General features: G+C 35.8%; 26 protein-coding genes. 16 read left to right on the top strand and 10 right to left on the bottom strand.

What is annotated here, in order from left to right; translation table 11 throughout:
- Positions 1-178: 178 nt before the first annotated feature.
- The 3 genes from KC460_01190 to ychF all read right to left on the bottom strand — a co-directional run bounded on the left by KC460_01190 (position 179) and on the right by ychF (position 3594).
- Positions 179-1834: a glycoside hydrolase family 1 protein gene (locus KC460_01190; protein ID MCA9769966.1), complete on the bottom strand. Its 1656-nt coding sequence runs from the start codon at positions 1832-1834 to the stop codon at positions 179-181.
- A 183-nt stretch (positions 1835-2017) separates the two neighbouring features.
- On the bottom strand, positions 2018-2299 hold the full coding sequence (locus KC460_01185) for an RNA-binding protein (protein ID MCA9769965.1): 282 nt from the start codon (positions 2297-2299) through the stop codon (positions 2018-2020).
- A 188-nt stretch (positions 2300-2487) separates the two neighbouring features.
- The gene (gene ychF / locus KC460_01180) at positions 2488-3594 is read right to left on the bottom strand and encodes a redox-regulated ATPase YchF (protein MCA9769964.1); all 1107 of its coding nucleotides are present in this window, start codon (positions 3592-3594) and stop codon (positions 2488-2490) included.
- Positions 3595-3813: 219 nt separating this feature from the next.
- On the opposite strand from ychF, the gene KC460_01175 reads away from it, so the two are divergent.
- Entirely contained in the window at positions 3814-4062 is a 249-nt protein-coding gene (locus KC460_01175; protein MCA9769963.1) for a hypothetical protein, read from the top strand.
- Between the two features lie 184 nt (positions 4063-4246).
- Here KC460_01175 and dnaK read toward each other — a convergent pair whose 3' ends face one another.
- A complete protein-coding gene (gene dnaK, locus KC460_01170) occupies positions 4247-6160 on the bottom strand; it encodes a molecular chaperone DnaK (protein ID MCA9769962.1) in 1914 nt (637 codons plus the stop codon).
- A 977-nt stretch (positions 6161-7137) separates the two neighbouring features.
- Between dnaK and KC460_01165 the strand changes: the two genes are divergently transcribed.
- A complete protein-coding gene (locus tag KC460_01165) occupies positions 7138-8184 on the top strand; it encodes a hypothetical protein (GenBank protein ID MCA9769961.1) in 1047 nt (348 codons plus the stop codon).
- 8 nt (positions 8185-8192) lie between these two features.
- Here KC460_01165 and KC460_01160 read toward each other — a convergent pair whose 3' ends face one another.
- A complete protein-coding gene (locus KC460_01160) occupies positions 8193-9503 on the bottom strand; it encodes a hypothetical protein (protein MCA9769960.1) in 1311 nt (436 codons plus the stop codon).
- Positions 9504-9618: 115 nt separating this feature from the next.
- Between KC460_01160 and KC460_01155 the strand changes: the two genes are divergently transcribed.
- Positions 9619-10323 (top strand): ankyrin repeat domain-containing protein, encoded by a 705-nt coding sequence (locus KC460_01155; protein MCA9769959.1) that lies wholly within the window; start codon positions 9619-9621, stop codon positions 10321-10323.
- Between the two features lie 506 nt (positions 10324-10829).
- On the opposite strand, the gene KC460_01150 is transcribed toward KC460_01155, so the two are convergent.
- Complete coding sequence (locus KC460_01150; protein MCA9769958.1) at positions 10830-12164, bottom strand: hypothetical protein; 1335 nt, start codon at positions 12162-12164, stop codon at positions 10830-10832.
- A gap of 38 nt (positions 12165-12202) precedes the next feature.
- Here KC460_01150 and KC460_01145 point away from each other — a divergent pair, with 38 nt between their 5' ends.
- From KC460_01145 to KC460_01085, 13 genes are all read left to right on the top strand, one after another.
- A complete protein-coding gene (locus KC460_01145; protein ID MCA9769957.1) occupies positions 12203-12913 on the top strand; it encodes a hypothetical protein in 711 nt (236 codons plus the stop codon).
- A 112-nt stretch (positions 12914-13025) separates the two neighbouring features.
- Entirely contained in the window at positions 13026-13562 is a 537-nt protein-coding gene (locus tag KC460_01140) for a hypothetical protein (protein ID MCA9769956.1), read from the top strand.
- Positions 13563-13667: 105 nt separating this feature from the next.
- Entirely contained in the window at positions 13668-14621 is a 954-nt protein-coding gene (gene miaA / locus KC460_01135; protein ID MCA9769955.1) for a tRNA (adenosine(37)-N6)-dimethylallyltransferase MiaA, read from the top strand.
- Positions 14618-15316, top strand: coding sequence for a hypothetical protein (locus tag KC460_01130; protein MCA9769954.1), 699 nt, complete (start codon positions 14618-14620; stop codon positions 15314-15316). The genes miaA and KC460_01130 overlap by 4 nt, the downstream gene beginning before the upstream one ends.
- 35 nt (positions 15317-15351) lie before the next feature.
- The gene (locus KC460_01125; GenBank protein ID MCA9769953.1) at positions 15352-17247 is read left to right on the top strand and encodes a SurA N-terminal domain-containing protein; all 1896 of its coding nucleotides are present in this window, start codon (positions 15352-15354) and stop codon (positions 17245-17247) included.
- An 11-nt stretch (positions 17248-17258) separates the two neighbouring features.
- On the top strand, positions 17259-18341 hold the full coding sequence (gene recA / locus KC460_01120) for a recombinase RecA (GenBank protein MCA9769952.1): 1083 nt from the start codon (positions 17259-17261) through the stop codon (positions 18339-18341).
- Between the two features lie 29 nt (positions 18342-18370).
- A complete protein-coding gene (gene infC, locus KC460_01115) occupies positions 18371-18925 on the top strand; it encodes a translation initiation factor IF-3 (protein MCA9769951.1) in 555 nt (184 codons plus the stop codon).
- A 32-nt stretch (positions 18926-18957) separates the two neighbouring features.
- Entirely contained in the window at positions 18958-19152 is a 195-nt protein-coding gene (gene rpmI, locus KC460_01110) for a 50S ribosomal protein L35 (protein MCA9769950.1), read from the top strand.
- A 13-nt stretch (positions 19153-19165) separates the two neighbouring features.
- On the top strand, positions 19166-19513 hold the full coding sequence (gene rplT, locus KC460_01105) for a 50S ribosomal protein L20 (GenBank protein ID MCA9769949.1): 348 nt from the start codon (positions 19166-19168) through the stop codon (positions 19511-19513).
- 95 nt (positions 19514-19608) lie between these two features.
- On the top strand, positions 19609-19860 hold the full coding sequence (gene zapB, locus KC460_01100; GenBank protein ID MCA9769948.1) for a cell division protein ZapB: 252 nt from the start codon (positions 19609-19611) through the stop codon (positions 19858-19860).
- Between the two features lie 13 nt (positions 19861-19873).
- Positions 19874-20170 (top strand): cell division protein ZapA, encoded by a 297-nt coding sequence (locus KC460_01095; GenBank protein MCA9769947.1) that lies wholly within the window; start codon positions 19874-19876, stop codon positions 20168-20170.
- Between the two features lie 215 nt (positions 20171-20385).
- Entirely contained in the window at positions 20386-21948 is a 1563-nt protein-coding gene (gene rny / locus KC460_01090) for a ribonuclease Y (GenBank protein ID MCA9769946.1), read from the top strand.
- Positions 21949-21957: 9 nt separating this feature from the next.
- A complete protein-coding gene (locus KC460_01085) occupies positions 21958-22785 on the top strand; it encodes a TIGR00282 family metallophosphoesterase (GenBank protein ID MCA9769945.1) in 828 nt (275 codons plus the stop codon).
- Positions 22786-22876: 91 nt separating this feature from the next.
- Here KC460_01085 and KC460_01080 read toward each other — a convergent pair whose 3' ends face one another.
- The 4 genes from KC460_01080 to KC460_01065 all read right to left on the bottom strand — a co-directional run bounded on the left by KC460_01080 (position 22877) and on the right by KC460_01065 (position 26496).
- Positions 22877-23227, bottom strand: a complete 351-nt coding sequence (locus KC460_01080; GenBank protein ID MCA9769944.1) for a hypothetical protein — start codon at positions 23225-23227, stop codon at positions 22877-22879.
- A 211-nt stretch (positions 23228-23438) separates the two neighbouring features.
- A complete protein-coding gene (locus tag KC460_01075; GenBank protein ID MCA9769943.1) occupies positions 23439-24362 on the bottom strand; it encodes a class I SAM-dependent methyltransferase in 924 nt (307 codons plus the stop codon).
- A gap of 84 nt (positions 24363-24446) precedes the next feature.
- Positions 24447-25397, bottom strand: a complete 951-nt coding sequence (locus tag KC460_01070; protein MCA9769942.1) for a prolyl oligopeptidase family serine peptidase — start codon at positions 25395-25397, stop codon at positions 24447-24449.
- Positions 25398-25545: 148 nt separating this feature from the next.
- Positions 25546-26496 carry a hypothetical protein gene (locus KC460_01065; GenBank protein ID MCA9769941.1) on the bottom strand — a complete coding sequence of 317 codons (951 nt, stop codon included), beginning with the start codon at positions 26494-26496 and terminating at the stop codon, positions 25546-25548.
- Between the last annotated feature and the right edge of the window lie 171 nt (positions 26497-26667).

Raw genomic sequence — 26667 nt, 5'->3', positions numbered from 1 at the left:
CGAAGCTAGCCTACTCTATTTTTACTTATTTTTTAATTTCACAATTCGCTCGTAGTGCAATATTATTGCTATCACAAAAAAGGCCAGGTTATTATTGTCACACCCGGCCTTTTCTATTATTTTATATTAATCGGGTATTTTTTATGATTGGGCTGGACGAACGTCTTCAGGTCCAAGTTCATTGTATACTTACTTGTGTATCAACAATATGCACTGTAATATCATTAACTGATCCTGTTTTGAGGGTATCTATGCCGGCTTTTGTATGTGCAGCAATAAGATTCATATAATGTGAAGCACTTGGTTTGATTATACGATCAAATGTATCTTTAGCAACTTTAAATAGTCCATAACATTTGCTATAGCGACCCCATTCGTAATTATCAAGCAAAGACCAATAAAAATATCCACGCACATCACAACCATTTTGAATAGCTCGGGAAATTGCATACAAATATTTTTTCATAAATTCAGTACGTTGATTCTCATCATTGGTACCAATACCATTTTCTGTCACATATATTGGTAGGTGCCTGCCAGTATTTTGCCTGAGTGGTTTAATTAAACGTTCATGCATACTCATGAGTGCGCGATATATACCTTCAGGATAAATAGTATATGATTCATGGTAGTTACCTGGCGTACCGCATCGTTGTTCTTTTGGACTACATTTTTTAGAAAGACCTAAGCCAACTTTTAAATAGCGATGTCCGTAATAGTTAAGCCCGACAAAATCAAGTGAGTATGGTGCATTTTTATTTTCGTGTTGAATTTTAAATGGCAACATCATGTCAATTTTACCAGTGGTAAAGAATTGATAAAATGGATCGTCTTGTAGTTTGTTTCCCATTTTACATACCAAGTGATCAATTGGATTCCACTTATTCCACGTATCAAGTTGATGTGTATTTTTTAGAATACCCACTTTCAAGTTTGGATTAACAAGTTCTTTTGCTTTATATGCAGCAACGTGCGCATCAAGTAAGTTTATAATTACCTGGCATGTAACTTTGCTATTTTTCTTAAATGGTGGGCGTCCACCTTGATGATAACTATTGAGTGCAATGCCACCAATAGGCGAATTGAATGTTAAATACAGATGCACTCTATCGCCAAGGGTTTCAAAAATTTTTGTACAAAATGCAACATAATACTTAATATTTTCTGCTTTTTCAAAGCCGCCCTTTGCGTCAAACCACAATGGCTCTGTATAATGATAGAGTGTAATAACTGGCTTTATATTGTTAGCGATTAGTTCATCACACACATCAACGTAGTGTTGTAATGCAGCTGCATCAAAAGTATCTTCGGTTGGCATAATTTTTTCCCACGCAACAGAAAAACGATATGCACTACACCCAAGTTGTTTGAGTGCTTGCACGTCTTTTTTGTAATACTGCCAGCTTTTGCATGCATCGCCAGCAAAACAGAATGTGAAGTGTTCTTCTTTGTGCTGGTTGATTTCTGCTTGTGTTGGCTTACGGCAGTAAACTTTGTAGAAATTTTTGCACCAATTATCTTTTTGTTCATTCCACGTTTTGTCAAATTCAGATTGTTTAATAATACGTAATTGTTGTGCGTATCGTGAGTTTTTACCCCATGTGTTGTTATCGCAATTTTCTTCTATTTGGTGTGCAGATGTGCCGGCGCCAAACAAAAAGTATGATGGAAATATATACTCATTTTGATTGATTCTTTTCCATGTCCAGTGTTTTTTTGTTATGTCTGTGCAACTGTTTGTACTTGTTTTGCAGTAGTCGTTAGTTGCACCAAAAAAACCTAACAACGCTGTTAATAAAATCCGCATCATACCAACGGTTATATTTATATGCATGGTAGAATACCTTCCATTTGTTTAATTATCTTATTTTTTTACTATATCAAATAGATATATTTTTACAAGATCAATATCCAAGCTACATTCACATTGAAATGTTTTTGAGCAAAAAAATCCGGCTTTTTAGGGCCGGACTTTCCTTATTGTCAATTTTTTTAATTAAAATAGTTTTAATTAAAACTAGAAATGGCGAGGTCCACGACGAACTGGACGTTCTTCACGTGGGCGAGCTTCATTAACTTTAATGTTGCGACCGCCAATTTCTTTTCCATCTAAACTACTAATTGCTTGTTCAGCTTCGTCATTTGCAGGCATTTCGACAAAAGCAAAACCTTTAGAGTTGCCAGTAAATTTGTCTTTGATTATACGTACTGAAGCAACTTCACCAAACTCTGCAAAAAGGTCTTTAACTTGATTTTCTGTTGCGTTATATGACAAGTTACCTACGTAAATATTTTTCATAATTATTTAAAATCCTCTGGAAAAAATAAAATCGATACTCGGAAATAATAAAATTGATATATGGTTAATAAGAAATTGGAAATGATATTGCTTTCTATAGGGACCCTTCTGCTAAATTAAACGTTGCTCAACACTCTTTAGTATACACGTTATCGAGTGAGAGGCAAATAGCGATTGTTGTATATGTATTATACATTGAATTTAATAAGGATAATATCGCCGTCTCTAACAAGATAATCTTGGCCTTCTCGGCGGGTTTTACCTTCTTCTTTAACCTTTGCGGTGCTGCCCAGTTCTGCAAGATCATTATAACTAAATACTTCTGCGCAAATAAAACCACGCTCCAAGTCTGAGTGAATTTCACCAGCTGCTTGGCGAGCGGCCGTTCCTTCGTGTATTGGCCAGGCATGAATTTCTACTGGTCCACAGGTAAAGAAGGTAATTAAACCTAAATATTCATAACTTTTTTTTATTACCGTATCCAAGCTTTTTTCTTTAATACCAAGCATATCCATCATTTCTTTAGCTTGTAATTCATCCATCTGCGAGAGCTCGAATTCTGTTTTTGCATTCAAGGCAATAATGCGCTTTTTGCCAAACTGTTTTATAAGTGCTTGGTAATGAGGATTTCGTTCATAGGCGTTACCATCAAGTTCCTCTTCAGATACATTGGCGATAATCAGGTAATTTTTGGTACTTAGCATTGGGGGGGCTTGAACATTGCTTTCTTGAAGTAATGTACGAGCTTTTTCAAAATTGCCTGTATCTAGAGCCTTTTGTACGTCTTCTAACAGTTTTTGTTCGTCTTGTAGTTCTTTTAATTCTTTTGGTTTTCCTTGCGCTCTCCGAATGAGTTTGACCATTTTTTCAAGCCGTTTATTAATTAATTCAAGGTCTTTAAGCATTAATTCTGCTATAATAATCTCATAATCAGCCAAAGGATCGATCTTTCCGTTTTCTCTAATGACATTTTCGTCTTCAAAGCAACGCAAGACGTGCAAAATGAGGTCGACTTCTCTTATATGTCCCAGGAACTGGTTTCCTAGCCCTTGACCTGCAGCTGCGCCTTTAACAAGCCCTGCTATATCGACGAACGTAACCGTAGCGGGTATTTTTTTTTGAGATTGATACATGGTATATAAATGATCAACTCGTGCGTCTGGAACGTTTGTAATCGCTACATGCGGTTCAATCGTGCAAAATGGGTAATTTTCCGCTGGAATCGATGATTTGGTTAATGCATTGAATAGAGTTGATTTTCCAACATTTGGAAGGCCAACTAAGCCTGCTTTAATTCCCATGATATTTGTAAGCTCCGTGTTTTTATTCTTAAGTATCGCTTAAAAGTTAGCTTTATGCAATTATGGTATTATTTTAGATTATTGTTGGGTTTTCGTTTTTTGCATTTTGTTGCGTTTAATCTGTTCTTTGTGTTACAAACGATACGTGCAGTATACTATGCATACTGTTAATTGGTATATAATAAATAACGCTTTTATTCAGAAGGAGAGAAAATGGAAAATTCACTAATAATGAAGTGGGTTGGTATGGTAACGTGGGCAATTACGGCGCTTGCAGCAATAAATACTGGTCTGGTGCCAATGGAATTAAATATCTTTCAAACAAAATTTGTGACAGGTATGTCACCACAGGTTTTTAGTATTATTCATTATGTTATTGGTATTTCTGGTGTAATTAGTTTTGCTATGTTTGTGATGGTACTTAGTAGTGGTAAATGTGGCTGCGGTAAAAAAATGAAATAGTTTCTTGCAGAGTATTTTAAGGTGCATAAGACAAAGAGAGGGGTACACAACCTATGGCGGCAGCCTTATTTTAACGTTCGAGACTAGGTTATTAAAAAACTAAGGGTGCATTTTTCTTGCGCCCTTAGTTTTTTAAATTAATATTTTACGTTGTAGAGAGATCTTATATGTTTTTCGTATTTATTTACTGATTGATTTCAGCATCAATTGGCTCACTTTGTTGTTGTGTTCCAACATCAGCTTGTTGAGCAGTATCGTCACTAGATGTTTGATCTGTAGGTTTTTGCTGAGCAGATTGTTCTTTGTACAAAATCTCTGCCATTTTATGAGATGCTTGCATTAATTCATCAGTTGCTTTTTGTAAGTTTTCAACATTGTTTTCATGCTCTTTAAGGTCAGCTTTTGCTTTTTCTATAGCAGCTTCAACTTTAGTTATTTCTTCTGCAGGTAGTTTTTCTTTGTTCTCTTTAACTGTTTTTTCCACCTGTATAATCATGCCATCAAGTTGATTGCGTTTTTCTACTGTTTCTTTTGCCTTTTTGTCTACGGCTGCATGAACTTCAGCGTCTTTTACCATGTTATCGATTTCAGCTTGAGATAAACCGCTGCTGCTAGTAATGGTAATACTTTGCTCCTTATTTGTTGCTTTATCTTTAGCTGAAACGTTTACGATACCATTTGCATCGATGTTGAATGTAACTTCGATTTGTGGTACACCGCGTGGGGCTGCTGGAATGCCATCGAGCCTAAATTGACCAAGCAGTTTATTATCTTTGGTAAATTCTCGCTCACCTTGGAAGACGCGGATATCAACTGATGTTTGGTTGTTTTCAGCAGTTGAAAATACCTGAGACTTTTTGCTTGGAATAGTCGTGTTACGTTCAATGAGTTTATGGCATATGCCTCCCATTGTTTCGATTCCTAATGAAAGGGGGGTGACATCAAGCAAGAGTACATCAGTTACATCCCCAGCAAGTACACCACCTTGAATTGCAGCACCAGCGGCAACCACTTCATCAGGGTTTACTGATTTGTTTGGTTCTTTGCCAAAGAAATTTTTTACGAGCTGCTGTACTTTTGGAATTCGTGTTGAACCACCAACTAATATAACTTCACTGATGTCGGCTTTATTCAACCCAGCTTCTTGTACAGCAACTTCGCATGGATCTAGTAATCGCTTGAAAATATCTTCACATAGTGATTCTAATTTTGCGCGTGACAGTTTCATATTTAAGTGTTTTGGCCCAGAAGTATCTGCTGTTACGTACGGTAAATTGATATCAGTTTCAGTAACACTTGAAAGCTCTTTTTTTGCTTTTTCTGCAGCTTCACGAATACGTTGTAATGCCATTGGATCTTTGCGTAAGTCAACACCTTGTTCTTTTTTAAATTCATCCGCGATATATGTAATTAATGCTTGGTCGATATCGTCACCACCTAAGTGTGTATCACCATTTGTTGATTTTACTTCAATAACGCCATCACTTACCTCTAAAATTGAGATATCAAAAGTACCTCCGCCAAAATCAAATACTGCGATTGTTCCACTTTTTTTCTTGTCAAAACCGTATGCAAGTGCTGCTGCTGTTGGTTCGTTGATAATGCGTTTTACGTCAAGACCGGCAATTTTACCAGCGTCTTTTGTTGCTTGGCGCTGTGAATCGTTGAAATATGCTGGAACAGTAATAACTGCTTCAGTTACTTGTTGTCCAACGTAATCTTCAGCCACTTGTTTTAGTTGACTGAGTATTGCTGCCGAAATTTCTTGTGGTGTATATTCTTTACCCTGTGCGACAATGGCAACATCACCATTCGCACGCTTTGCAATTTTGTATGGCAAGTGGTCAACTTCACCGGAAACTTCATCATATTTACTGCCAATAAAACGTTTTGCTGAGTAAATAGTATTTTCTGGGTTAGTTATTGCCTGGCGTTTTGCTAATGTTCCAACGAGTCTTTTACCTTCTTTTGTAAATGCAACCATTGATGGAGTTGTATTTGCGCCTTCTTTGTTTGGGATAATTTTACCGCTTCCGCCTTCCATGAAAGCGACCACTGAATTTGTTGTACCTAAGTCGATACCAATTATTTTTCCCATAGGATCCTCATTTTGTTGTTTATGCGCTTACTCTTTTTTGTATTCTTATGCAAAGCAGGAGCATGCGCATTATTTTGTATTAAAATTTTTTTTTAAATTTAACTGGTAGTATAGCGCAATTTCTAGGGGCATGTCAAATACATGCTCATATTTTCTGAGTGTGAATGACTCAGGTTTTTTAATAGTAGGTATTAAGAATTTTTTTATTACGAGTTTGAAAAAGGGGTAATTACTATAAAGCGCTCTTAAATAGCAATAATGACACCTTTTGTCGCATAATCTACCCCACTCGGTTTGAGCTAGACTAATCAGAGTTATTTATACGCACGGATTCATTCCCTAACACAGCTATTACAAATGAACGTAGTCAAGCCACTCCGTCTGCCCCACTCAGCAGTGCAAACTCTACTGCCGAAGCTTATCTTACGCAGCATTTACGGGGGTGGGCCTTTGGCCTGCTGAGTGGCTTGACTACGTTCATTTCAAAGGAGGTCTTCGAAGGAAAAACAAGAAAAGAGAAAGAGGGGCGGGTCGAGTAAAGTAAGGTAAGGTATGGATACTATACCCCATCCTTATCCTTATATATACATGCTCACTGATACAATATATAAACTCCTCTCCTAAAAATACGCATACCATACATAAAACAATAAATGCGTGTAGACACTTATGCAGATACTCATTACGAACCAATAGAACGCACAAAGGCATGCTAAATGCTGATAACCATCATACGTCGCTTATATATCTTTATCCAAATTTCTTATTTTTTTATTTCCCAGAAGGGTTAAAAATATCACTAACGGGAAGGGTGGCGGTTTCTGATGCGGTCAGTAAGTCTTTGAATTGGCAATTGGCGTTTGTCATTCACATGCTATCTTTTGATTTATACTGCCATCTTCACAAAAAATTAAATTGCTATTTGATGTGCTCTTTTGTTACTATGTGTAATATATGTGTAATAAGGGGGAGTTCTTATGAAGAAAAAGCTACTTTTGAGCGCAGTAATAACGTCGATATTATTTTGGTTTTTACCTGCTAATACTATGTTACAACAAGCACTGAGGTATTTGTATTCGCCGCCTGAGGAAGAACCTGAGGAAGAAAAAGAGTTTGATGAGCCTATGCAAGAAATTTCTACGCTTCCAGTCAAAAAACAAAAACCCAAGGGAGAGAAAGAAATAATTCTTACTGAAGAAGAAAAAGAGTTTGATGAGCCCGGAAAAGAAACTTATGCTACTCCTGCTGATATCACACCGATGGGGGGGGAAGAGAGGGAGCAGCCAACTGTGTTGCAAAGTGAAGAATTATTGGCCGGAGAAAAGCAGGGTTCAGAGACGGAGCAACTGGATACTCTTCCTGACTTGGAGAAAGGTCTAATAGAGAAAGAGAGACAAGAAAAAGAGAAGAGGGGACAGAGGAGTTATCCTATAGCTGGTGGTGTGGTACATGAGACTATCGAAAAGCGTGCTATAGATAAATCCAGACAAGAAGACATAAAAACGCTTTTTAAAACAATGCTGGATAATCTGCTTCAGCGCCTTGCCAAAGGTAAGCAAGACTTGGTAAAGATTAAAGCGTCATTGACTGAAGATATACAAAAAGAACAAAAAAATATAAAAGAACTCGAAAAACAAAAAAGGCAATTAGGCCCTGAACCATCACCTGAATTAAAAAAAATAATTGATCTGTTTAATGCTCGTGAAAGAGATGAGAAGCGCATTGAACAAAATATACAAAAGGCTAGGCAGGTTATTGCCGATAAAACAGCAGAGGCAAGCAAGCGGCAAAATCAGGCAGCGGTTTCAGTTATTTTGGGTAATAAGTTCATTGCGACGCTATCTTTACCTGTTTTTACTCAGGACGATAAAAAAGAGCTGCTTAAAAAATTTTTGGAAATACACGCGCCAACCTATCAGGAAAAGTCTGATTTTATAACCGAAGAATTGATCAAAAAGTTATTTGGGGAAGATGCTAATGTACAAATAATTAAACAGGATCTGATGGGAACGATACGGGAATAAAAGCGTTTTTATTGTTTTTTCATTTTTTTGAGGATTGTATAGCTCAGCCATACCATTGATACAGAGCTAGCAAGTCGCGCACCGTGTATGACGACAAGTGTGCCAAAAAGGCCAATAAGTACTTTATCGTACCAGTAAAAAAACAAAGCGATAGTGATCGTATATGGTATATAGGCTAAACTAAGCAGCTTGTATGCGCGCTTTATTTCTAAAATACGCTCGTAAGGGGATAAGACAGCTTCAATAAGATAGCTAATTGTCAACAGTATAAAAAGTGGAATAATCCTTATTTTGTGTGTGTGCCCGTTTATGACAAATAGTAGTGGGCACACTATTGCTATTGCTATAAAACAGAGAAATAATACTTGTCTAACTAATGTTTTAAACGCTGTATGTAAGACATGTTCTTGCGCGTGGTGGTGTACCATTGCGTGAGTTAATAGTGCTGTATCTGCCGTACCGATTGTTTGGGCGACTGAACGGTAAAAAAGTAATGCTCCATCATTAGCTACTTTAAAAATGTTTGCTGTTAATGGTCCGAGTGTGTAGGTGAGAAGTGGTACCATAATATTACGCTCGGTTAAGCTTTTGATGCTGGTGCTAAACCACATAAAAGATGAATGCATCAAAAAACTTTTATACAGGTTATTTGTATTTATTTTTTTACCCTGTATCTTTCCACACGTGCGATATTTCTTCTTGAGAAAAACAAATGCAAGTATGCCTGTTATAAAACTATTAATAATCCTGGTAATAAAAATACCAATAATTAGGTTATCTGGTCTTGCGATATACAAAAATAACATGATATTTATTATCGTCTCTAGAATAAGTAGCAGCGTACTTAAAAGACTAAACTCTTTTTGCCAAAAATGTGCGTGATATACAAGTTTGATCGTAGAGGTAATACCATGACTGACAAGGACAAGCGCTCCTAGTTGGAAAAAGCTGTGATGTATGCATAATAATCCAAGATATGAACATAACGTGGGTGTAATTACAAAAAAGAGTGGTACAGCGCACATAAGAGTGATGAGCTTAAAGAGTATCATACGCGAAACAAAACGATTGAGGTCCTTAGTGCTACAATAGAATTCTGGTATAAAGCGTGCGATGCTCTTGCTAAAACCAAAATCAATCCACAGAAGCAAGATGTATATTATGCTATTAATATTTGACCAGGTAGCAAAATAATCAGTGGTAAGTCTTTGGTAGAGCAAGAACAATAATCCTGTGTATAAAATTTTATAGGTGGTATAAGAAAAGGCATTCCAGCCAATAGCAGATGAAAACATGCGCAATAAGTGTTGTTTATTCATGGAGAATATTATAGCATAACAATATCTTTTTATCTTTTTTTAAAAGATTGCGCCGATATTTTCGTCTTGGTATTCTGGGTTTGAATATGCTGTGTATACTACGGAGAGAAGTCCAATGAACAAGATGAAAAAATTTTTACTGCAAGCACTTTTTATCAAAATAGGGGTTGTTTTTTTGGGCATTGCTATTATAGGCACACGATATATAGTTGGTAAGGTATGGTTTACCCCCCAAGCAGGGTCACGGAAAGTAAAAAAAGCAATTGAACAAGCAACAGATGATGTTGACATAAGAAACGAGTTTGGCCAAACAGGACTTATGTACGCTGCTGGTAATGCACAATTGGAAACAGCACAATTTCTTATTAAAAAGGGTGCAAATCTTGATCTCGTTTCCGATGACGGTGATGGAAATACAGCTTTACATATAGCATGTTTTAATGGAGATTTTCCGCAGAGCTACAAAATAGCAGAACTTTTGATTGAAAAAGGAGCTAATGTTAATGCTAAAAATAGCCGCGGCCAACACTCAATTCATTACATATTAGAGATTGACAATCTTGTCGAACGCCTTAGCCTCATGAAAAAACTAAAAAAAGCCGGTGCTAATATAAATGTTCAAAACAACGAAGGTAATACTATGCTGCACCTTGCAGTTGGCATGAGAGACAAGGCGTGGATACAAATTGTACGTAAAGAGTTCGGTGCTGCATTGCGTACCAATATAAAAAATAAGAACAACGAAACACCCATTGAATTTGCGAACCGGCTTGGCTTTACTGGGGAAGACAGTGTTGTTTCGGCACTGACAAAAAGATAGTTCACAGTCAGAAGCTTTGAGTGCTAAATTTGTACAAAAATATGTCATTGATTTTTCAAAAAAAATAACTGTCTGATATCGCCCTCTCTGAATTTGAAGTAGAATTAATTAGGTAGTATTTTCTCAGATAGAAACAATTTGCATCTGAGTGAATTTTAACTTGGGACTTTGTTAAAATTATCAAATAAAAACAATTTCGGACTGGACGTAAAGATAGTTTTTTTATTTTTGTCTCGCCCAAAAAGAAATGATTTGTAATTTTAATTATTTTTTACTGTAAAAAATAAAAAAATTTTCCTTCGAATCGAAAAACAGATAATTGCTTTTATTGTGACCATATTTTAACTGTAAGAATCTTTTTGCCTTTTTATATAGATTTGTATATCCTCCATGCGATTCGTTTATTATCGCTGATATATGAAGGTGCTTTTATTATATCGATCAGATCGTAATTTTGAGTCGATGTAACACATATAAACATCTTTAATTTAATATATTGTATTTTTTTATGCAAATATAAAAAATACGAGTGATGCAGCAATTGCATACACCAGCCATGCTGGCTTGATGTGCCATGATGGCCGGAGTTGCCATTGATAGAAAGTAAAAAAACTCAAAATACAAAATGTTATGATACGTATTGCCAATAGTAATACTATAGTCTGTAAAGGGCCAAGGCGTGTTATTGCATATGTTATGTATATAGCTCCCATAGTAATAAGGTTAAAAAAGGCAACATAGTGAGCATATTCGTGTGTGATCAAAAATGATTCGTACGAAACAAAAAGACTTTCGGAGAGTGTGATCATCATAAAAAAATATACCAGCGATACACTCAATCCAGAAAGTGGAATGTGTTTTATTGCCAGAATTTTGATGCAATTGATACTAAAAAAAATAATAATACCATATAGTATTTGGTTAATGGTACTTGTTACTGCTAAAAAACTTTTCTGCCAAACAACTTGATCTTCTGTTTTTGTGGAAGCAAAAAGTGCGCTACTTGTTATTCCACCAATTTTTCTAATAATTGATGTTACTGAGTGTGATATTGTGCTGATTAGCTTTAAAATGCCGGCGTATGTTAAGCCGAATTGGTATGCAAAAAGTGGTACTAAAAAGTTACTAGAAAAAATGCTGTGACTAACTTGGTTAACCCACGTCCATAAACGAGTAACAACAATATTTTTTGTTGATGAATTTACTTTTTTACACTCAAAAACCGTGTCTGGTAACTGCAGGTACAGCTTATACACAAAAAGGAAAAGTAGTGCAACACTTAGGCCTGAGTATACAAGCATTGGAACAAAAATCAGGTAAAGTGAAAACTTGATACCAGAATAATAACCAATCCAAACAGATCCAACATAAAGCACAATTGAGCTAACTTCTATTGCGGTAGTATATTTATTAAAGAAAGCAAGTTGTAACAACACGAGAAGTGTTTTTTTTACGCTTTCGGTGATAAATAAACTTGCAATAATAAACGCAAGAAAGAGCGAGAACGTTTTTTGTGCAAAACAAAAAGTACATGAAGTAAGTGTAAGCATCACAAATGATATCGCCAGCTGACTGCCAATGATTTTTTTAAATTGTTTCTTATTTTGTATTGCATATGAAAAAAATGAGGACATTGCATGATCAAGTCCCATATTGACAACCGTAAGAGCCAAATAGAATAACGAAAAAAAGGTACCTGCAAGCCCATAAATAGGTGCTGGCGCCACCCTATATAAGCATACCTGATGCGTAAGCAATACACTGTGATATACTACTGTTTCAATAGTATTCCAGCGCACACTATGTAGAAACTTTTTAATTATATTTTTTGTTGTTATCATATGAGTAATTATCAATTACTAACCATAAGGAGAGGGTTATGCTCAATAAATTATTATTTTTTCCCTTTGTGGCTTGTACTGTGTTGGTAACTAGTGTATGTGCACGTTCGGTTGCCGAAGATTTTGATATAGACTACGTCATCAATCGCTTAAATCGGCACATCAAAGTTTTTGCTCAGTTTAACAAAAAAAACAAGAAGGTGCAGGTTTTGCCCGCTGCGCGTCCACTAACAGATTCTTTATATACCGACTCAAACGTATCTTACGAGCATGGTCTAACAAAACTTTGCGCGATAAAAATGTTGCAAGAAAGCAGTTTGGATCCATTATTTGAAACATGGAAACTATTTCTAGACTCATTTAAATCGATACACCCACATATATTTTTACGTGAATGTGCAACAATGATTTTTTCCTTATATAAAAACTTTTTGATCGAGATATCTCATCGACGCCCAATGAATGTCTCTGTTGACCAAATAACTGAGCTGTATGGAAAAATACAAACACTTCCAATAGGTAAGGTGCTTGATGCACTTGATGAATGCTATGAGCAGTTTACGGATATTCTTAAAGAGTACGGTATTTTTACCGATGCAAGTTGGTCTGAGTGGCTAGTAAACAATTGGTGGGTACCACCCGTTACAGTTGGCTCTGTTGCATATGCAGTTTTTCAAAGAGACAAAATCAAAAAAACGGTTAACACTGGACAGGCGCAGGTACGCAGACGTATTAAAGATGCGCTATAAGGCCATTAATTTCCTCAATTAAAAAAAAACCTGTTTATGATATAATGGAAAGTCAAGGGTAGGAGCTTTTTCTGGTAAGTATATGCTTGCTTTGCTAAGAAGGAGTGTTCTTATGTTTTCTCTCAACGATAAAGTTGTTTACCCTGGTCATGGTGTTGCCAAAATTAGCCGTGTTGTTGAAAAAAAAGTTGCAGGTTTAATAGTTCAATTTTTCGAGCTCAGGTTCCTTAATAAGGATATGACAATCCTTGTTCCCACACGCAATGTTGCTTCAGTTGGTATTCGTAAGTTGAGTTCTAAAGAACGTATTGTTGCTATTTTCAAAATTCTTGCTGAGCCGGTTGATCGTAAAAAGATAACACCTGATTTCGTAGCAAGCAATTGGAACAAGCGCAATAAGGAGTATCAATGCAAACTCAGAACTGGTGACTTAAGAGAAATTTGCCAAATTTATCGAGATCTTAATTACATAGCGCAACAAAAAGAACTTTCATTTGGAGAAAAAAATCTACTTGCCCAAACAGAAAATCTTCTTGTTGAAGAGATTTCGATTGTAAATAAAGTTGGAGAAGATAAAGCAACTGAAGACTTACGGTCAATCTTTAAATCTCGATTGTATCAGGGTTCAACTGTTGCCCAAAGCATGTAAATACCTTACAATAACGTTATATACGTAGAAAGAGGAGCTTCATTGTAAGGCTCCTCTTTTATTTATGCGCACAAATAATACGCATAACTAACATAGAAAGTTCATATGAATAACGGTAGATTTTTTATAGCGCTATATGGTCCAACAGGTGTTGGAAAAACTGCGCTATCAGAATTGCTAACTTGTTCTCTGCCAATAGAGATTATAAATATGGATATTGGCCAGTTGTATCTACCGTTTACCATAGGTACTGCAAAACCTACTTGGAAAACACAAAAAGTACCACATCATATGTTTGATATTATTGATGAGCCTGTCGATTGTTCGGTTGATAAATATCGATCTTTAGTGATACCATTATTAAAAAAAGTATGGAAACGAGGCAATATACCGGTATTTGTTGGTGGTTCAGGTTTTTATTTAAAATCGCTTTTGTTTCCGCCAAACAATACTATTAAAAATACGGTCATAGCTCCCAGTAAAGGGTTAGATTCAGAAACATGGGATCAGTTGAATACTGTTGATCCAAAGCGTGCGGCGGCAATTAATAAGAATGATATTTATCGCATTAAGCGTGCGCTTACTATTTGGCATACAACGGGGAAAAAGCCATCTGATTATGCTCCAGTGTTTAAACCGATCGCCAATGGTATTATTGTGCAGGTTGTTCGCGCGCAAAAAGAGCTTTATAATCGTATCGACAAACGAACCCTTGTTATGATGGAAAGTGGCTGGCCAGAAGAAGTGCGTGCTATAGAAAATACGCCATGGGAAGGCTTTGTGCGGAGAAAAAAATTTATTGGTTATAACGATATTTTGGACTATTTATCGAGTAAACAACCAGATAAAATACGCGATGATGTAGTAGAGTGCATTCAGCGTAAAACACGTAATTATGCTAAACGACAGATGACATTTTTGCGAATGCTTGAACGAGAACTAAGTTCCACTAATCAGCTGAAAAAAAAGATTTTTACACTGCAAGCCGACTTGACTTTATCTGGGCCTGATTTATATATTAATCAATTGGTTAATTTGGTAACGAGGTGGGTATTATGAGCTATTTTAAAGAACAAAAAATAGGTAACAAGGTGTGTACTTGTGAAAAAAAGCACACATTATTATCCCTAAGCGCACGTCACACAAGTTGGCTTGTTGCAAGTATTATGGTGATTAGTTTTTTTGTTTTTATTTCAGGTTATTTTATGGGTAAAAGTGAGGGTGCTCAAGAATTTTCACGTGTTACTCTACAAGAATCACTTGCTGATCAGATGTATTGTTCTGTATGTGCTTTGTATGACAAGCAAGAAACATCACAAGCAAAAGTTTGTGTGCCTGAAGAACAGATAGATGTGGTGAACTCCTGTGAGCAGAAAGAGCTTTTACAAGATGCATTAAATAATAGTAATACAAGGCATTCTCTGACTTTTAAGGCGGGAGAAAGAGAAGTTATATCAGATAAAAGTAATATTGATCTTGAACGTATAGGTAAAGTAGCTGAAAGTAAAAAATATTGTGCTCAGTTGATTGGCTTCGGTACAAAAAAAGCGGCAAACCAGTTTATTGATCGCATGTCTAAACAAAATGTACCAGTTAAGTTAAAAACGCGTAAAAGTAAAACATCTCAGGGAAAAAATATTGCTTGGTATCAGGTAGTAACTGATACATACAATAACAGGCAACAGCTTGAAACACTTGTAAGTCGAGTTAAAAAAAGTGAGCGACTACACGATGTACGTATTGTAGCAGCCTAATGTGATAAGATACTCATAACTAAAAGGTATACTCCATGATTACGGTTATACGCCGAGGAATGAAAAGCAGAGTTTATAAGGGATTACTTCTTGTCATAGCTCTTGCGCTTGCAGGTGCATTTTCGCTACCTGGGATTATTAAAATGGCAATGAGCAAAACAGAGTGGGTAATTGATATTAATGGTACGAAGGTTGATCGTAACGATCTTGTTCGGGCAATCATGGGGCAGCAAGAGTTGGTTGAAATATTCAGAACATATTACGGAGAAAATGCAGAACTATTTGCTCAACTTATGGGTCTTGTTCTTAATCCTGAAGTACTTGCATTTGATAAAATAGTTCGTGATACATTACTCGATCAGGCAACTCAAAAGCTTTTTATTGCCGTTGATCGAGAGTATATTTCTCAACAATTGCATAATTTGCCATTTTTACAACAAGAAACGCCCAGCCTTGTACCACGCTATATAATTGGGCCGCAAGGAATTGAGATGAATCGATTGCGCAATCATTTGCAGAAAATAGGGCTCACTACCGCGGACTTTGAAGATCGTATAGAACATGCTCTTGAACGATCTATGACCCTAGTATTTGTACAACATGCTAGTTATACTCTTGAATCTGAGGTAAAAAATAGGTTTATTAGGGAAAATTCAGGTAAAAAATTTACACTACTTACTATACCAATGAGCACTTTTTTGAAAAAGGTAAAAGAGCAAGAAGTTTCCCAACAGGAGTTAAAAACATTTTTTGATGCAAAAAATTCAAAAGAAAAACGCTACTGGGTGCCAGAAAGACGCGCTGGTATTGTATGGGAGATTACACCACGAATGTATGGTATTACTGTTTCTAACGAGCAAATAGAAAAATATTATAATGACAATAAAGCCCGCTATTTTGTTGAAAGTCCAACTAAAGTAACCGTGCGTCGTATTGTATTTAACAATAAACAGGAAGCAACAAATGCACGCCAAAAATTTATTGCTGATCCGGCATCATTTGCAAATGATGCTGAGTCGATAGCAACTTTTTCAAAAAATACCCATGAACGAGACTTTGAAAAGGCAGCATTTTTATTGAAAAATGATGGTGATTTTTCTCCTGTGATTAAAACAAGTAAAGGTTTTGAGATCATACAGAGAATTTCTAGAGAACCTCAAACATATAAGTCTTTTTCATCCGTTAGTAATAGCATTCGAGATAGCTTATTGGCACAATCGTTTCAGCATGCATTTGAAGAAGATGTACAACAACTAAAAAAACGAGCATTGCAAGATGTTACTGTATGGCAGAAATTTGTTGATGAAAAAGGAGGTGCTAGTAAGAATATTGAATCCATAGTTAATGATAATTCTCCATTGGCTCAAGTACTCTTCAGACTACACAAAGATGGGTACTCATTTTACTTTTCAGAGGGTAAAGGCTTTGTGGTCAAGTTGAGTTACATTGATAAAAGACATTTACCTTCTCTTGCTTTATTACAAGAACGTGTTACTGAGGATTTGTACCAAGAACGAGCTCTCACGGCAATGCAAGAGCAATTTGCTCAGCTCAAGCAGGAATCTCAAGGTAAAAGCTTTCAAGAAATTGCTAAGGATTTAGATGCAAAAGTTAGAACAACAGATTGGATAAATACAAAAGATCAAGAAACTCTACAAAAACTTACTGCAGAAGGAGTTCCAACCACGCAATTGCTACAGTTAGAAAAGATAGGTGCCGTTGTTGAATTTACTACCGGAAAGGAAGGGCATTTAGGTCGTCTTGATGATATTCAGGCTTTTGATGAACAATTGTTTAATGCACAAAAAACGCAGTTGCGGCGCATGCAATTAAAAGACGCCTATCAAATATCTCAGCAAGCATTTGTTGCTTCTTTGTATAGAAATGCTACAATAAAAACAAATGAATCTTATAATTATAATCAGCAGTAAAGAATTACAATATGGCAATCAAAAGTGTCAAGCCTAAAGCAAAATTTTCTTCTTTCAAAGAGGGTGCTACAGAGGATCCGAAAAGGAAAGCACTAGAAGTTACTTTTTCTCAGATAGATCGGCAATACGGTAATGGTGCAGTTATGCTTTTGGGACAGGCTGGCCATACGAAGATTGATTCCGTTTCTACTGGATCAATCTTGATTGATCAAGCAATTGGAGTAGGTGGTTTACCGGTTGGCCGTATTGTTGAAATTTATGGACCTGAGGCATCAGGAAAAACGACACTTGCACTTCATGCTATTGCTCAAGCACAAAAAAAGGGTGGTATTTGTGCGTTTATTGATGCCGAACATGCTCTTGATCCCATTCATGCTGCTAATATTGGTATTAAGGTAGATGATCTTATTATTTCCCAGCCTGATTACGGTGAACAGGCGCTAGATATTGCTGAGATGCTTATTCGTTCTGGCGCTGTTGATATTATTGTTGTAGATTCAGTTGCTGCTTTAGTTCCAAAAGCGGAGCTTGAGGGTGATATGGGTGACGTACATGTTGGTCTTCAGGCACGCCTTATGTCTCAGGCATTAAGGAAATTAACGCCCATAGTGCACAAATCAAAAACAATTTTGATCTTTATTAATCAGACGCGTCAAAATATAAATTCTATGCCATATGCAAAAAAAGAAACGACCACCGGTGGTAATGCATTAAAGTTTTACTCTTCAATTCGCTTGGATGTTCGTAGAATTGCAAGTTTGAAGAAAAATGACGTGCAGTTTGGTAATAGAATTGCGGTAAAAGTAGTTAAAAATAAGGTTGCTCCACCATTCAAACGAGTAGAGCTTGACCTCCTGTTTAATAGAGGCATTAGCCCAGAGCTTGATTTACTGGATGCTGCGCTTCATTATGATATAATAAAAAAATCTGGCGCATGGTTAGCGTTTGATGGTGTAAATTTTGCGCAGGGTAGAGAACTTGCACTGAAGTTTTTTAAAGAAGATGCAGCATTTTATGAAAAAATAAGTGGGCTTGTAAAAGCAAAAATTGAAGAGTTGGCAGAGCGACAAAACACGCATAAAATAGTAAGTTGACGCAATCTTTATACGGAGTAGCTATACCATTGAAAGAACATAGAGATCGAGATTCAAAAGAGCCAGTAGCTTTGATTAACGAACGTATTCGGGCGCCTAGGGTACAACTTATTACACATACTGGCGATAATATTGGAGTTGTTTCCCGACACGAAGCATTGCAGCAAGCTCGTGATGCACAGCTTGATTTAGTTATGATTGCCGAGTGTGGTAAAGAAGGTGTTCCTGTGGTTAAAATAATTGACCACGGAAAGGCTCTTTATGAAAAGAAAAAGAAGCATGCTGAAGCTAAAAAGCATCAAAAAGTGATTCAGGTAAAAGAAATAAAAATGAGCCCAAAAATTGGCGAGCATGATTATCAAACAAAAATGAAGCGTGCAATGCAATTCTTAAGCGACGGAAAGCGGGTAAAGGTAACATTGTTTTTCCGAGGGCGAGAGCGTGCAACAAAAGAAGAGCGTGGAAAAGAATTTTTTGAAAAAATTGATCAAACCTTGGCCGATAGTGGATTTTCTGACAATTTAGTTAGAGAAAAGGATGCTAAAATGGGTCCGTTTTGGTCTCGTGTTTATTATATAAAATAATATTCATAATTTATTTAATCATGAAAGATGTTATGTCAAAGGTGAAAACACGGTCTGCAGCTAAAAAGCGATTTAAGAAAATGGGAAAGCGACTCGTAAAAAGGTCTCAAGCATATTGCAGACACTTGTTAACAAAAAAGACAGCTAAGAAAAAAAGAGAACTGCGTAAAGGGACCTATGTTTGTAAAGCCGATATAGTCCGTATATTGAAATTACTTCCATACTAGTTAGGGATTAATAATGACAAGAGTAAAAAGAGGTGTCGTTGTTAAAAAAAGACACAAACGACTACTAAAAAAGGCAAAAGGTTTCTGGGGACAACGTAAAAACATATTTAAAAGAGCAAAAGAAACTTTACTTCGTGCTATGGCATACGCGTTTAAGGGCCGCAAGCTCAAAAAACGCGATATGCGTGCACTTTTTATTACTAGAATAAGTGCGGCAGCAAAGCAAAATGGTATTTCATACAATCTCCTTATTTCAGGATTAAAAAAAGCTGATGTTACTCTTAATCGTAAAATGTTGAGCCAGATTGCTATTTATGAGCCAAAAGCCTTTGTTCAGCTTGTTGAAATTGCCAAAAAATAGTTCTTCTTGACAATGACAATTTGATCTTACTAAACTGAGTTCAGATTAGATATCCTTGCGTACCTTATAAATATCGTAGGAGGAGGGGAAGCATCGTGGAAGTTTTGAAGGTGCTGGAAGAAAAAATTGTTTCTTTGGTGGATTTGATTAGAGAACTTAAAACAGAAAATGTCCGGCTAGCGGAAGAAAATGCGCAACTGAATGCAAAGCTTACAACATTGGAGTGCTCAGTGGACAATGGTACACAGCGCATTAATGAGCTCAGTCAGGAAAAAACATTAACGAAATTGGTTGTTGACGATTTGATTAAAAGTATTGACTCATTAGTTACAGCTGAAAATCGATAGTGAATATAAAATAATGAGTGAAAAGAAAAGCTATAAAGTTTCTATTTTTGGTGAAACGTATTCGTTGTTGAGTGATGAGTCCGATGATTATGTTACTCAGGCAGCACAGCTTATTGACTCGTACATGAAGGAAGTTGCAGGCAAATTGTCTCCTCAAACTCATACAGCACAAGCAAAAAAGTGTGCTGTACTGGCAGCCTTGCGAGTAGCGATTATTTTATTAAAGGAAAAAGGGCGGAAAGAACAGCGAAAACAAGTAGAACAAAATCTTGTAGCTTGGATAGATCAAGAACTACTTTCGGTGTCATAGAAACGCTTAGTTTTTGTGCATTTTTTTTCGTTATGCAATTTGTTCATATCAAATCATAAAAAGAAACAACCCATTGCTCCAATGTATTGGTGTACGTGGGTTTTTTTACACTTAAGCTCAATATTTTCGCTTGCAAAGCGGCAGAGTTTTTTTGGGAAAAAAATGGTGTTGTACACTATTTTGATGAATAGCACATTAGATTAATAGGAATAAACATGATTGATATAGGAATATTGCTTAACATTATAGGTGGTGTTGGCATTGTTATTAGTGTTGCTTTGATATATTTTGCTAAAAAAAATATTGAAACAGCCTACAGGGCAGCAAAAGAATCTCGAACAAAGTGGAAGAACACAAAAAAAGAAATCGAGCAAGAACGTCGTGAATCATTTTTAAAACTTAAAGATGAAATATACAAAAGACGTAGCGAGTTTGAGCTAGAAATCAAACGTGAACGTGTTGAGCTTGATCGTTTGCAATCAAAATTGAATAGTAAGTATGATGCGCTGGATAAAAAAGAGCAGGAAATAGATTGCCTCAGAAGAGAAATGCAACAAAAAGAGCGTGGTCTTTCACGTAAAGAGGATGTCTTGCGTGCTAATGAAACTAAGCTTAAAAATGTATACGATGAATTACTTACTAAGCTTGAGCGGGTTGCCAATATGAGTAGAGATGAAGCAAAACAAGCTTTGTTAGATACATTGGAAGCAGAGGTTCGGCTAACAAGTCAAAAATGGATTCAAAAAATTGAGGATGAAACTCGACAAACAGCAAAAGAACGATCAAATAATATTGTGGTTACTGCAATGCAACGATATGTCGCTGATCAAGTTATTTCTCATTCATCAAGTATTGTACACTTGCCAAGTGATGAAATGAAAGGACGTATTATTGGTAAAGAGGGGCGCAACATTAAGGCCCTTGAAATGGCTACCGGTATGGAGTTTGTAATTGGTGATACTCCTGAAGTTATTACTATATCTGGATTTAATCCCATTAGAAGAGAAGTTGCACGTCGTGTTTTAAATCGTTTAATCACTGATGGACGTATTAATCCAACGCGAATTGAAGAAACCGTCACTCAATGCGAAAAAGAGCTTGAGGATATTATCCAAGAATATGGTAAAGAAGTGATTTTGGAGTTTAACCTTCAAGGTATTCATCCAGAAATAGTTACTCTACTAGGTAAATTGCATTTTAGAACAAGTTTTTCTCAGAACGTATTGCAGCACGCCAAAGAAGTCGGTGCTTTTTCTCGCATGATTGCGCAAGAACTAGGTCTTGATGGACAAATTGCCTTGCGAGCGGGGCTTTTACATGATATTGGCAAAGCGGTTACTGCTGAAGTGGAAGGTCCTCATGCGCAAATAGGTGCTGATATTGCACGGCGTTGTGGAGAAGATTCTGTGATTGTTAATGCCATTGAAGCGCATCATGAAGAAAAGCCTTTCAAATCCTTGTATGCTGTTATCGTTGTTATTGCTGATACTATATCAGCTTCACGTCCTGGAGCGCGAAGAGAAACATTAACTGCGTATATCAAGCGTCTTGAAAAACTTGAAGAAATTGCACTATCCTTTGAGGGTGTAAAAAAAGCATATGCATTACAGGCCGGACGTGAGGTGCGTATTATCGTAGAAGAAGACGTTATGACAGATGAAAAATCTGCTATGATGGCTCGTGATGTTGCTCGTAGAATTGAAGATGAAATGAATTTTCCCGGACAGATAAAAGTAAATGTTATACGAGAAAAACGCTCAATCGAATATGCTCGATAAGGAATTGGTGTGGAAAAGTTAAGAATTTTATGTGTGGGTGATGTGGTTGGTGCGACTGGACGTGCTATGTTTCAAAAGCACATAGGCTATATCAAAAAGGAGTATGCTATTGATTTTGTCGTGGTTAATGGAGAGAATAGTAGTGAACGTGGTCGTGGTATTTCTTCTCGTATCGTTAAGTTTTTTAAACATAATGGTGCGAATGTTATTACTTCTGGCAACCATATATGGCAAGATCGTGAAATATATTCATATTTGCAACAAAATAGTGATTTATTGAAGCCTGCGAATTTTCCAAATGATACACCCGGTGTTGGAGTAACAACTATTTTATGCAAAGATGTTCTTGTGGGAGTAATAAACGTACAGGGACGCATTTTTATGCGTGAAAACTTGAGTTGCCCCTTCAGAACTGTTGATACAATTTTGACTTATCTACACCATAAAACAAAAATAATTATTGTCGATTTTCATGCTGAAGCAAGTTCTGAAAAAATCGGTCTTGGCTTTTATTTGGACGGCAGGGTTAGCGCAGTTGTTGGCACACATACACATGTACCAACGGCTGATGAACGTATTTTACCTGGTGGTACTGCATTTGTTACTGATCTTGGTATGGTAGGATCACAAAACTCCATGCTTGGTATGAAAAAAGACCCTATTATTCGACATTTAATTACTCAAATGCCAGTTAAGTTCGAAGTAGAAACTTCTAATCCTATGATTATGACGGGTGTTATAGTAGATGTTGATACTAAAACTGGCAGCGCAACTGCTATAGAGCGCATCAAAATTTTAGATGATGATATTCACTTAAACTCAAGTGAGAACGCATAATACGCTAAAGATTTTTTTGGGTTGAAAGTAAAAAAGCTCTCTCTGAGCGAGGGAGCTTTTTTAAAGGCTAAATAAATAATATGCGTGTTATCTACACCTTTTTGTGTCTTACGCGACGTTTTTTCATACGGAGTTTTTTAGGCTTTTTGTCTGCAATGTTTTGCTCAGAAGCCCTTTTTTTAGCGAGCTTGACTTTTGTAGTTTTTTTCTTTGCTGTTTTACGTTTTGTAGGCTTCTTTTTAGCTGTTTTGCCCTTTGTTGCTGTTTTTCTTTTAGCGGCTTTGCGTTTTACAGGTTTTTTCTTAGCTGTTTTACCTTTTGCAGTTTTTCTTTTGGTTGTTTTACGCTTTACGGACTTCTTTTTAGCTGCGGCTTTGCGTTTTACAGGCCTTTTCTTAGCTGTAGCCTTTTTACGGGTTGATTTCTTACGTTTCACTGCCATTTCTTTCTCCTTTTTTGTAACAGTTAACAACTAACTAGTACTTCTTTTCAATTAAATATTTTATGTCATACTTTTTATCCATGATTTTATGGTATACAAATTACAACTAAAAAATCAATAGTTATGACACATAAAAATGAGCTCACACTACTATTTGTTATATAATCTCAGTAAAAAATATTTTCTGATTCAACTGATTGCAAAGGTTTTTTTATCCTTTTTTACGAGCAACAATAATAATTGTTTCTGGGCTGTTTTTTTTGCAAAAATAACGTCCAATTTTATATCGAAGTGTGTGTTGTGTGTAGTTATATATTTGTTTTATATAGTTTTTGAAAAAAGATTTTTTGTTTGTGATATAAGTTTTTTGGTGATTTGTTTTTTTCTGTGATGTTGGTTTTCTTATTAAGCGCAATACTTTGTTAAATAATAGCTGTGGTATAATACAGTATCGGTAATATGCAATTATTTCAAAACCAGCTTGAACCATGAGATTGTATAGTGATTTTTGACCAAAAAAGAAAAGATGATCGGGGTATTGAAAATGCTCAAATAGGCGATAATACCTCTTATCAACATCACCTATATTGCCCGTTTCAAAAAAGAGTATGCCGCCTGATTTGAGTTTGTTATACATTGTTGTAAACGCATCAATAGGATCATAGAAATGGCTTGCAACATCACAATGGTAAATAATATCAAACTTCATATTTGCAAAGCTGTTGGGGGAAATGGGTTCCATTTGACAGGGTATACCAAGATTATTTGTTATAAAGTATGCTTGTGTGGGATTAAGTTCTATACCAAATGGCTCAAAACCATATTTTTTTGCTTCAGCTAAAAAGTAGCCAGCGCCAGCACCAATTTCTAACAAATTGCCTTTTTTACAGTATTGTTTGAGTAGTGCCAAGTGATGGTGCGCTTGTAAATTCTTGGCATGTTTTTGTTCTATATGAAGTTGTGCGCTCAGTTGTGCATTATCGTGGCCGTAAATATTGGCTATTTCTGTTTTGCTAGGTCGGGGGGAAACATATATTAAACCGCATATGCGACACTTTTTACCAGCATATCCATTTTCAGAAATAACTATGTTATTGCTATATATACCACAAAAAATACAAGAAATTTCTTCCATTTTACTCCACGTTACTAGCTCTATTTTTATACTTTGCAGTTTGCAGGATAAGTTGATCTATTGCCTTTGTAAAGTGGATGAATGCTATGTATTTAGAAAACGCATAACCATTCTTTTACTTGGTCGTGTTTTCTGGAAGTGTTTTTTTCCAGCCAAAGCTCGCTTTGCGTCATGAGGTAAGTGATAGTGTTTTAAGAAGGCATGAACTACATTTTGATATATATCAGCACTGGACCCATTAATGATATGTGCATGTTTTCCTGTTGGTACAATTAGAACATGTACGTATGGATAGCCCTTTTCTTTTAATGTTTGATACAAGTTTATTGTACTTGATATTGGAATGAGCGTGTCTTGCTCAGAGCATATAAAAAGTATAGGTGTTTGCTTTGGAGTATGTGATACAAGATCAATTGGCCGTATACCATTCATATGATATTTTAAAAAAATGCCACTTATAATTGCATGACTCAACTGCTTGATACCAGGCACTTTATGAAGACGAGCTTGTCTAACTTTATGAGCAACAACATTTTCCATAGTATCAAAGGGTGACTCAAGAATAAGTGCTTGTACGTCGCCAGGTTTTTTTTGTCCCATAAAATTGATAATTGTCGAAGCACCACGAGATACTCCAAATAAAATAATATCCTTGTTGTATTTTTGGAGTGTTTTTTTAAAGACATACGCTAATCGATTGATATCAACTGCTTGTGCAAGGCTAGACTTGCGAAATTTATACGTTGCATCTGGATAATCAAATGTTACAAACGGTGCAGTAATAAGATAATGTTTATTAGCTGCGTATTCATACAGTGAATTTGGATTATTATAGTCTACAAAAATTTCTTTTTCTTTATCATTTTTTGGATAATATCGAGCATATCTATAAGCTTGTTTATGGGTATCGGCAATACCATGAGAATATATAAAAATGCTGTTGCTGTGATTTTTGGCTGCGTGATTGTATGCAGCATAGAAAAAAAATGTTATTACAATAATAATAAATATTATTCTAGTATGAATAAATAGCATTATACTTCCTCATTATATAACTTAAAATACTTTGTATAACCAGCATACTATTATTGTAATAATTTTTGGTAGAGTTATAATTGGCAGATATTTCAAATGCCTATCTGCCAATTATATGTGTATATTATACTATTATTGTTAATATTACCTACTTTTTATCGGTATTTTTCTTTTCTTCTGATAGTGCTTGGTCTTCATCATCAGTGTAAGTACACGCAGGTACTGTGTGCTCAAACAAGGAATCAAACGGACCTTTTTCAAGTGTTTTTTTTAATGTTTTATGTATTGGTTTTTGTAAAGCATTAAGAGTTATCGCTCCGCCTCCTTTTCCGGCAGTATGAATCAAAACATCGGTATTATTTTCATGTATTTTATTTGTTGATTTTTTTAAAACCTTAAATGCTATAGCCCCCCCACCAATAATACCAATCATTTTTTGTGTATTTTTATTTTTCTGTATCATACCAACGATACTAGTACCGAAATATTTTTTTGTGAGTTTACTTGCGTACCAACAGCAGAAGCTTCCTGTTGCTCCAGGAATTACTATTTCACCAGTTGGCCCATAATATCTCATATAGTTACCCATTGATGTTACCGCCTGTTTTCTTTGTTGTAAATTCAATTGTTTATATTTATAGATATCAACCCATAAAGCTCGATTATTCAGTGATGCCTTAAACAAATTATCTTTATTTTTAGACACATTATATTTAGACATATCGTATAAATTAAGACTTTTAATTCTATAGCTAAATGAACTGTTGCCTAATGCATTTTTAATTTCTTCTGTATCTGTTTTGCTAAGAAGCTTAGAGCCAAATTCCAATCTTTGTATAGGCACGAGAGTGTTTACTGCTAGCTCGAAAGGCACAGATATTAGCTTTAAACCTTCCCACACCATCGAATATCCAAATTTTATGAAAGGTGCTTGTCTGTTCCAAGTATCTTTAAAGTAATTATTTAATGAAACTTGGTTAACTGAATAATGTTTTAACTGTAATTGTTTTTCTTGCTCATTCAATTTACTTGCATTATATAATTTTCTTCCTAGCTCTATATCAGGTCTAGAAAATGTTTTATTTTCCTTTTTCTCCATGCAAAAAGTATTCATTGTGTTTAGACTCAAGGTACAAGCAAGCAACAGCATTGCATACATATTGTTTCATGCAAAAATCCTCTAAATTTTAAATAGAATTACAATTAATATATATTGTTACTTCGTACCACTATCTTTTTTGTAAGGACCTTTCCAAGATTTTAGTTCTGG

The organism is Candidatus Dependentiae bacterium (assembly GCA_020431705.1).
Lineage (GTDB): Bacteria > Babelota > Babeliae > Babelales > Vermiphilaceae > JAGQHQ01.
The sequence above is the reverse complement of the archived record's forward strand: the minus strand, read 5'-3'. Positions and strand labels throughout refer to the sequence as shown.

Excerpts from the sequence above, each read along its gene's own strand:
- KC460_01190 (MCA9769966.1), bottom strand. The coding sequence starts at position 1,834 with ATGCATATAAATATAACCGTTGGTATGATGCGGATTTTATTAACAGCG.
- miaA (MCA9769955.1), top strand. The coding sequence starts at position 13,668 with ATGAATAACGGTAGATTTTTTATAGCGCTATATGGTCCAACAGGTGTT.
- dnaK (MCA9769962.1), bottom strand. The coding sequence starts at position 6,160 with ATGGGAAAAATAATTGGTATCGACTTAGGTACAACAAATTCAGTGGTC.
- rny (MCA9769946.1), top strand. The coding sequence starts at position 20,386 with ATGATTGATATAGGAATATTGCTTAACATTATAGGTGGTGTTGGCATT.
- KC460_01185 (MCA9769965.1), bottom strand. The coding sequence starts at position 2,299 with ATGAAAAATATTTACGTAGGTAACTTGTCATATAACGCAACAGAAAAT.
- KC460_01140 (MCA9769956.1), top strand. The coding sequence starts at position 13,026 with ATGTTTTCTCTCAACGATAAAGTTGTTTACCCTGGTCATGGTGTTGCC.
- KC460_01130 (MCA9769954.1), top strand. The coding sequence starts at position 14,618 with ATGAGCTATTTTAAAGAACAAAAAATAGGTAACAAGGTGTGTACTTGT.
- KC460_01075 (MCA9769943.1), bottom strand. The coding sequence starts at position 24,362 with ATGGAAGAAATTTCTTGTATTTTTTGTGGTATATATAGCAATAACATA.
- KC460_01095 (MCA9769947.1), top strand. The coding sequence starts at position 19,874 with ATGAGTGAAAAGAAAAGCTATAAAGTTTCTATTTTTGGTGAAACGTAT.
- KC460_01065 (MCA9769941.1), bottom strand. The coding sequence starts at position 26,496 with ATGGAGAAAAAGGAAAATAAAACATTTTCTAGACCTGATATAGAGCTA.
- rplT (MCA9769949.1), top strand. The coding sequence starts at position 19,166 with ATGACAAGAGTAAAAAGAGGTGTCGTTGTTAAAAAAAGACACAAACGA.
- KC460_01155 (MCA9769959.1), top strand. The coding sequence starts at position 9,619 with ATGAACAAGATGAAAAAATTTTTACTGCAAGCACTTTTTATCAAAATA.
- KC460_01150 (MCA9769958.1), bottom strand. The coding sequence starts at position 12,164 with ATGATAACAACAAAAAATATAATTAAAAAGTTTCTACATAGTGTGCGC.
- KC460_01080 (MCA9769944.1), bottom strand. The coding sequence starts at position 23,227 with ATGGCAGTGAAACGTAAGAAATCAACCCGTAAAAAGGCTACAGCTAAG.
- KC460_01145 (MCA9769957.1), top strand. The coding sequence starts at position 12,203 with ATGCTCAATAAATTATTATTTTTTCCCTTTGTGGCTTGTACTGTGTTG.
- KC460_01160 (MCA9769960.1), bottom strand. The coding sequence starts at position 9,503 with ATGAATAAACAACACTTATTGCGCATGTTTTCATCTGCTATTGGCTGG.
- KC460_01070 (MCA9769942.1), bottom strand. The coding sequence starts at position 25,397 with ATGCTATTTATTCATACTAGAATAATATTTATTATTATTGTAATAACA.
- KC460_01125 (MCA9769953.1), top strand. The coding sequence starts at position 15,352 with ATGATTACGGTTATACGCCGAGGAATGAAAAGCAGAGTTTATAAGGGA.
- KC460_01175 (MCA9769963.1), top strand. The coding sequence starts at position 3,814 with ATGGAAAATTCACTAATAATGAAGTGGGTTGGTATGGTAACGTGGGCA.
- recA (MCA9769952.1), top strand. The coding sequence starts at position 17,259 with ATGGCAATCAAAAGTGTCAAGCCTAAAGCAAAATTTTCTTCTTTCAAA.
- rpmI (MCA9769950.1), top strand. The coding sequence starts at position 18,958 with ATGTCAAAGGTGAAAACACGGTCTGCAGCTAAAAAGCGATTTAAGAAA.
- KC460_01165 (MCA9769961.1), top strand. The coding sequence starts at position 7,138 with ATGAAGAAAAAGCTACTTTTGAGCGCAGTAATAACGTCGATATTATTT.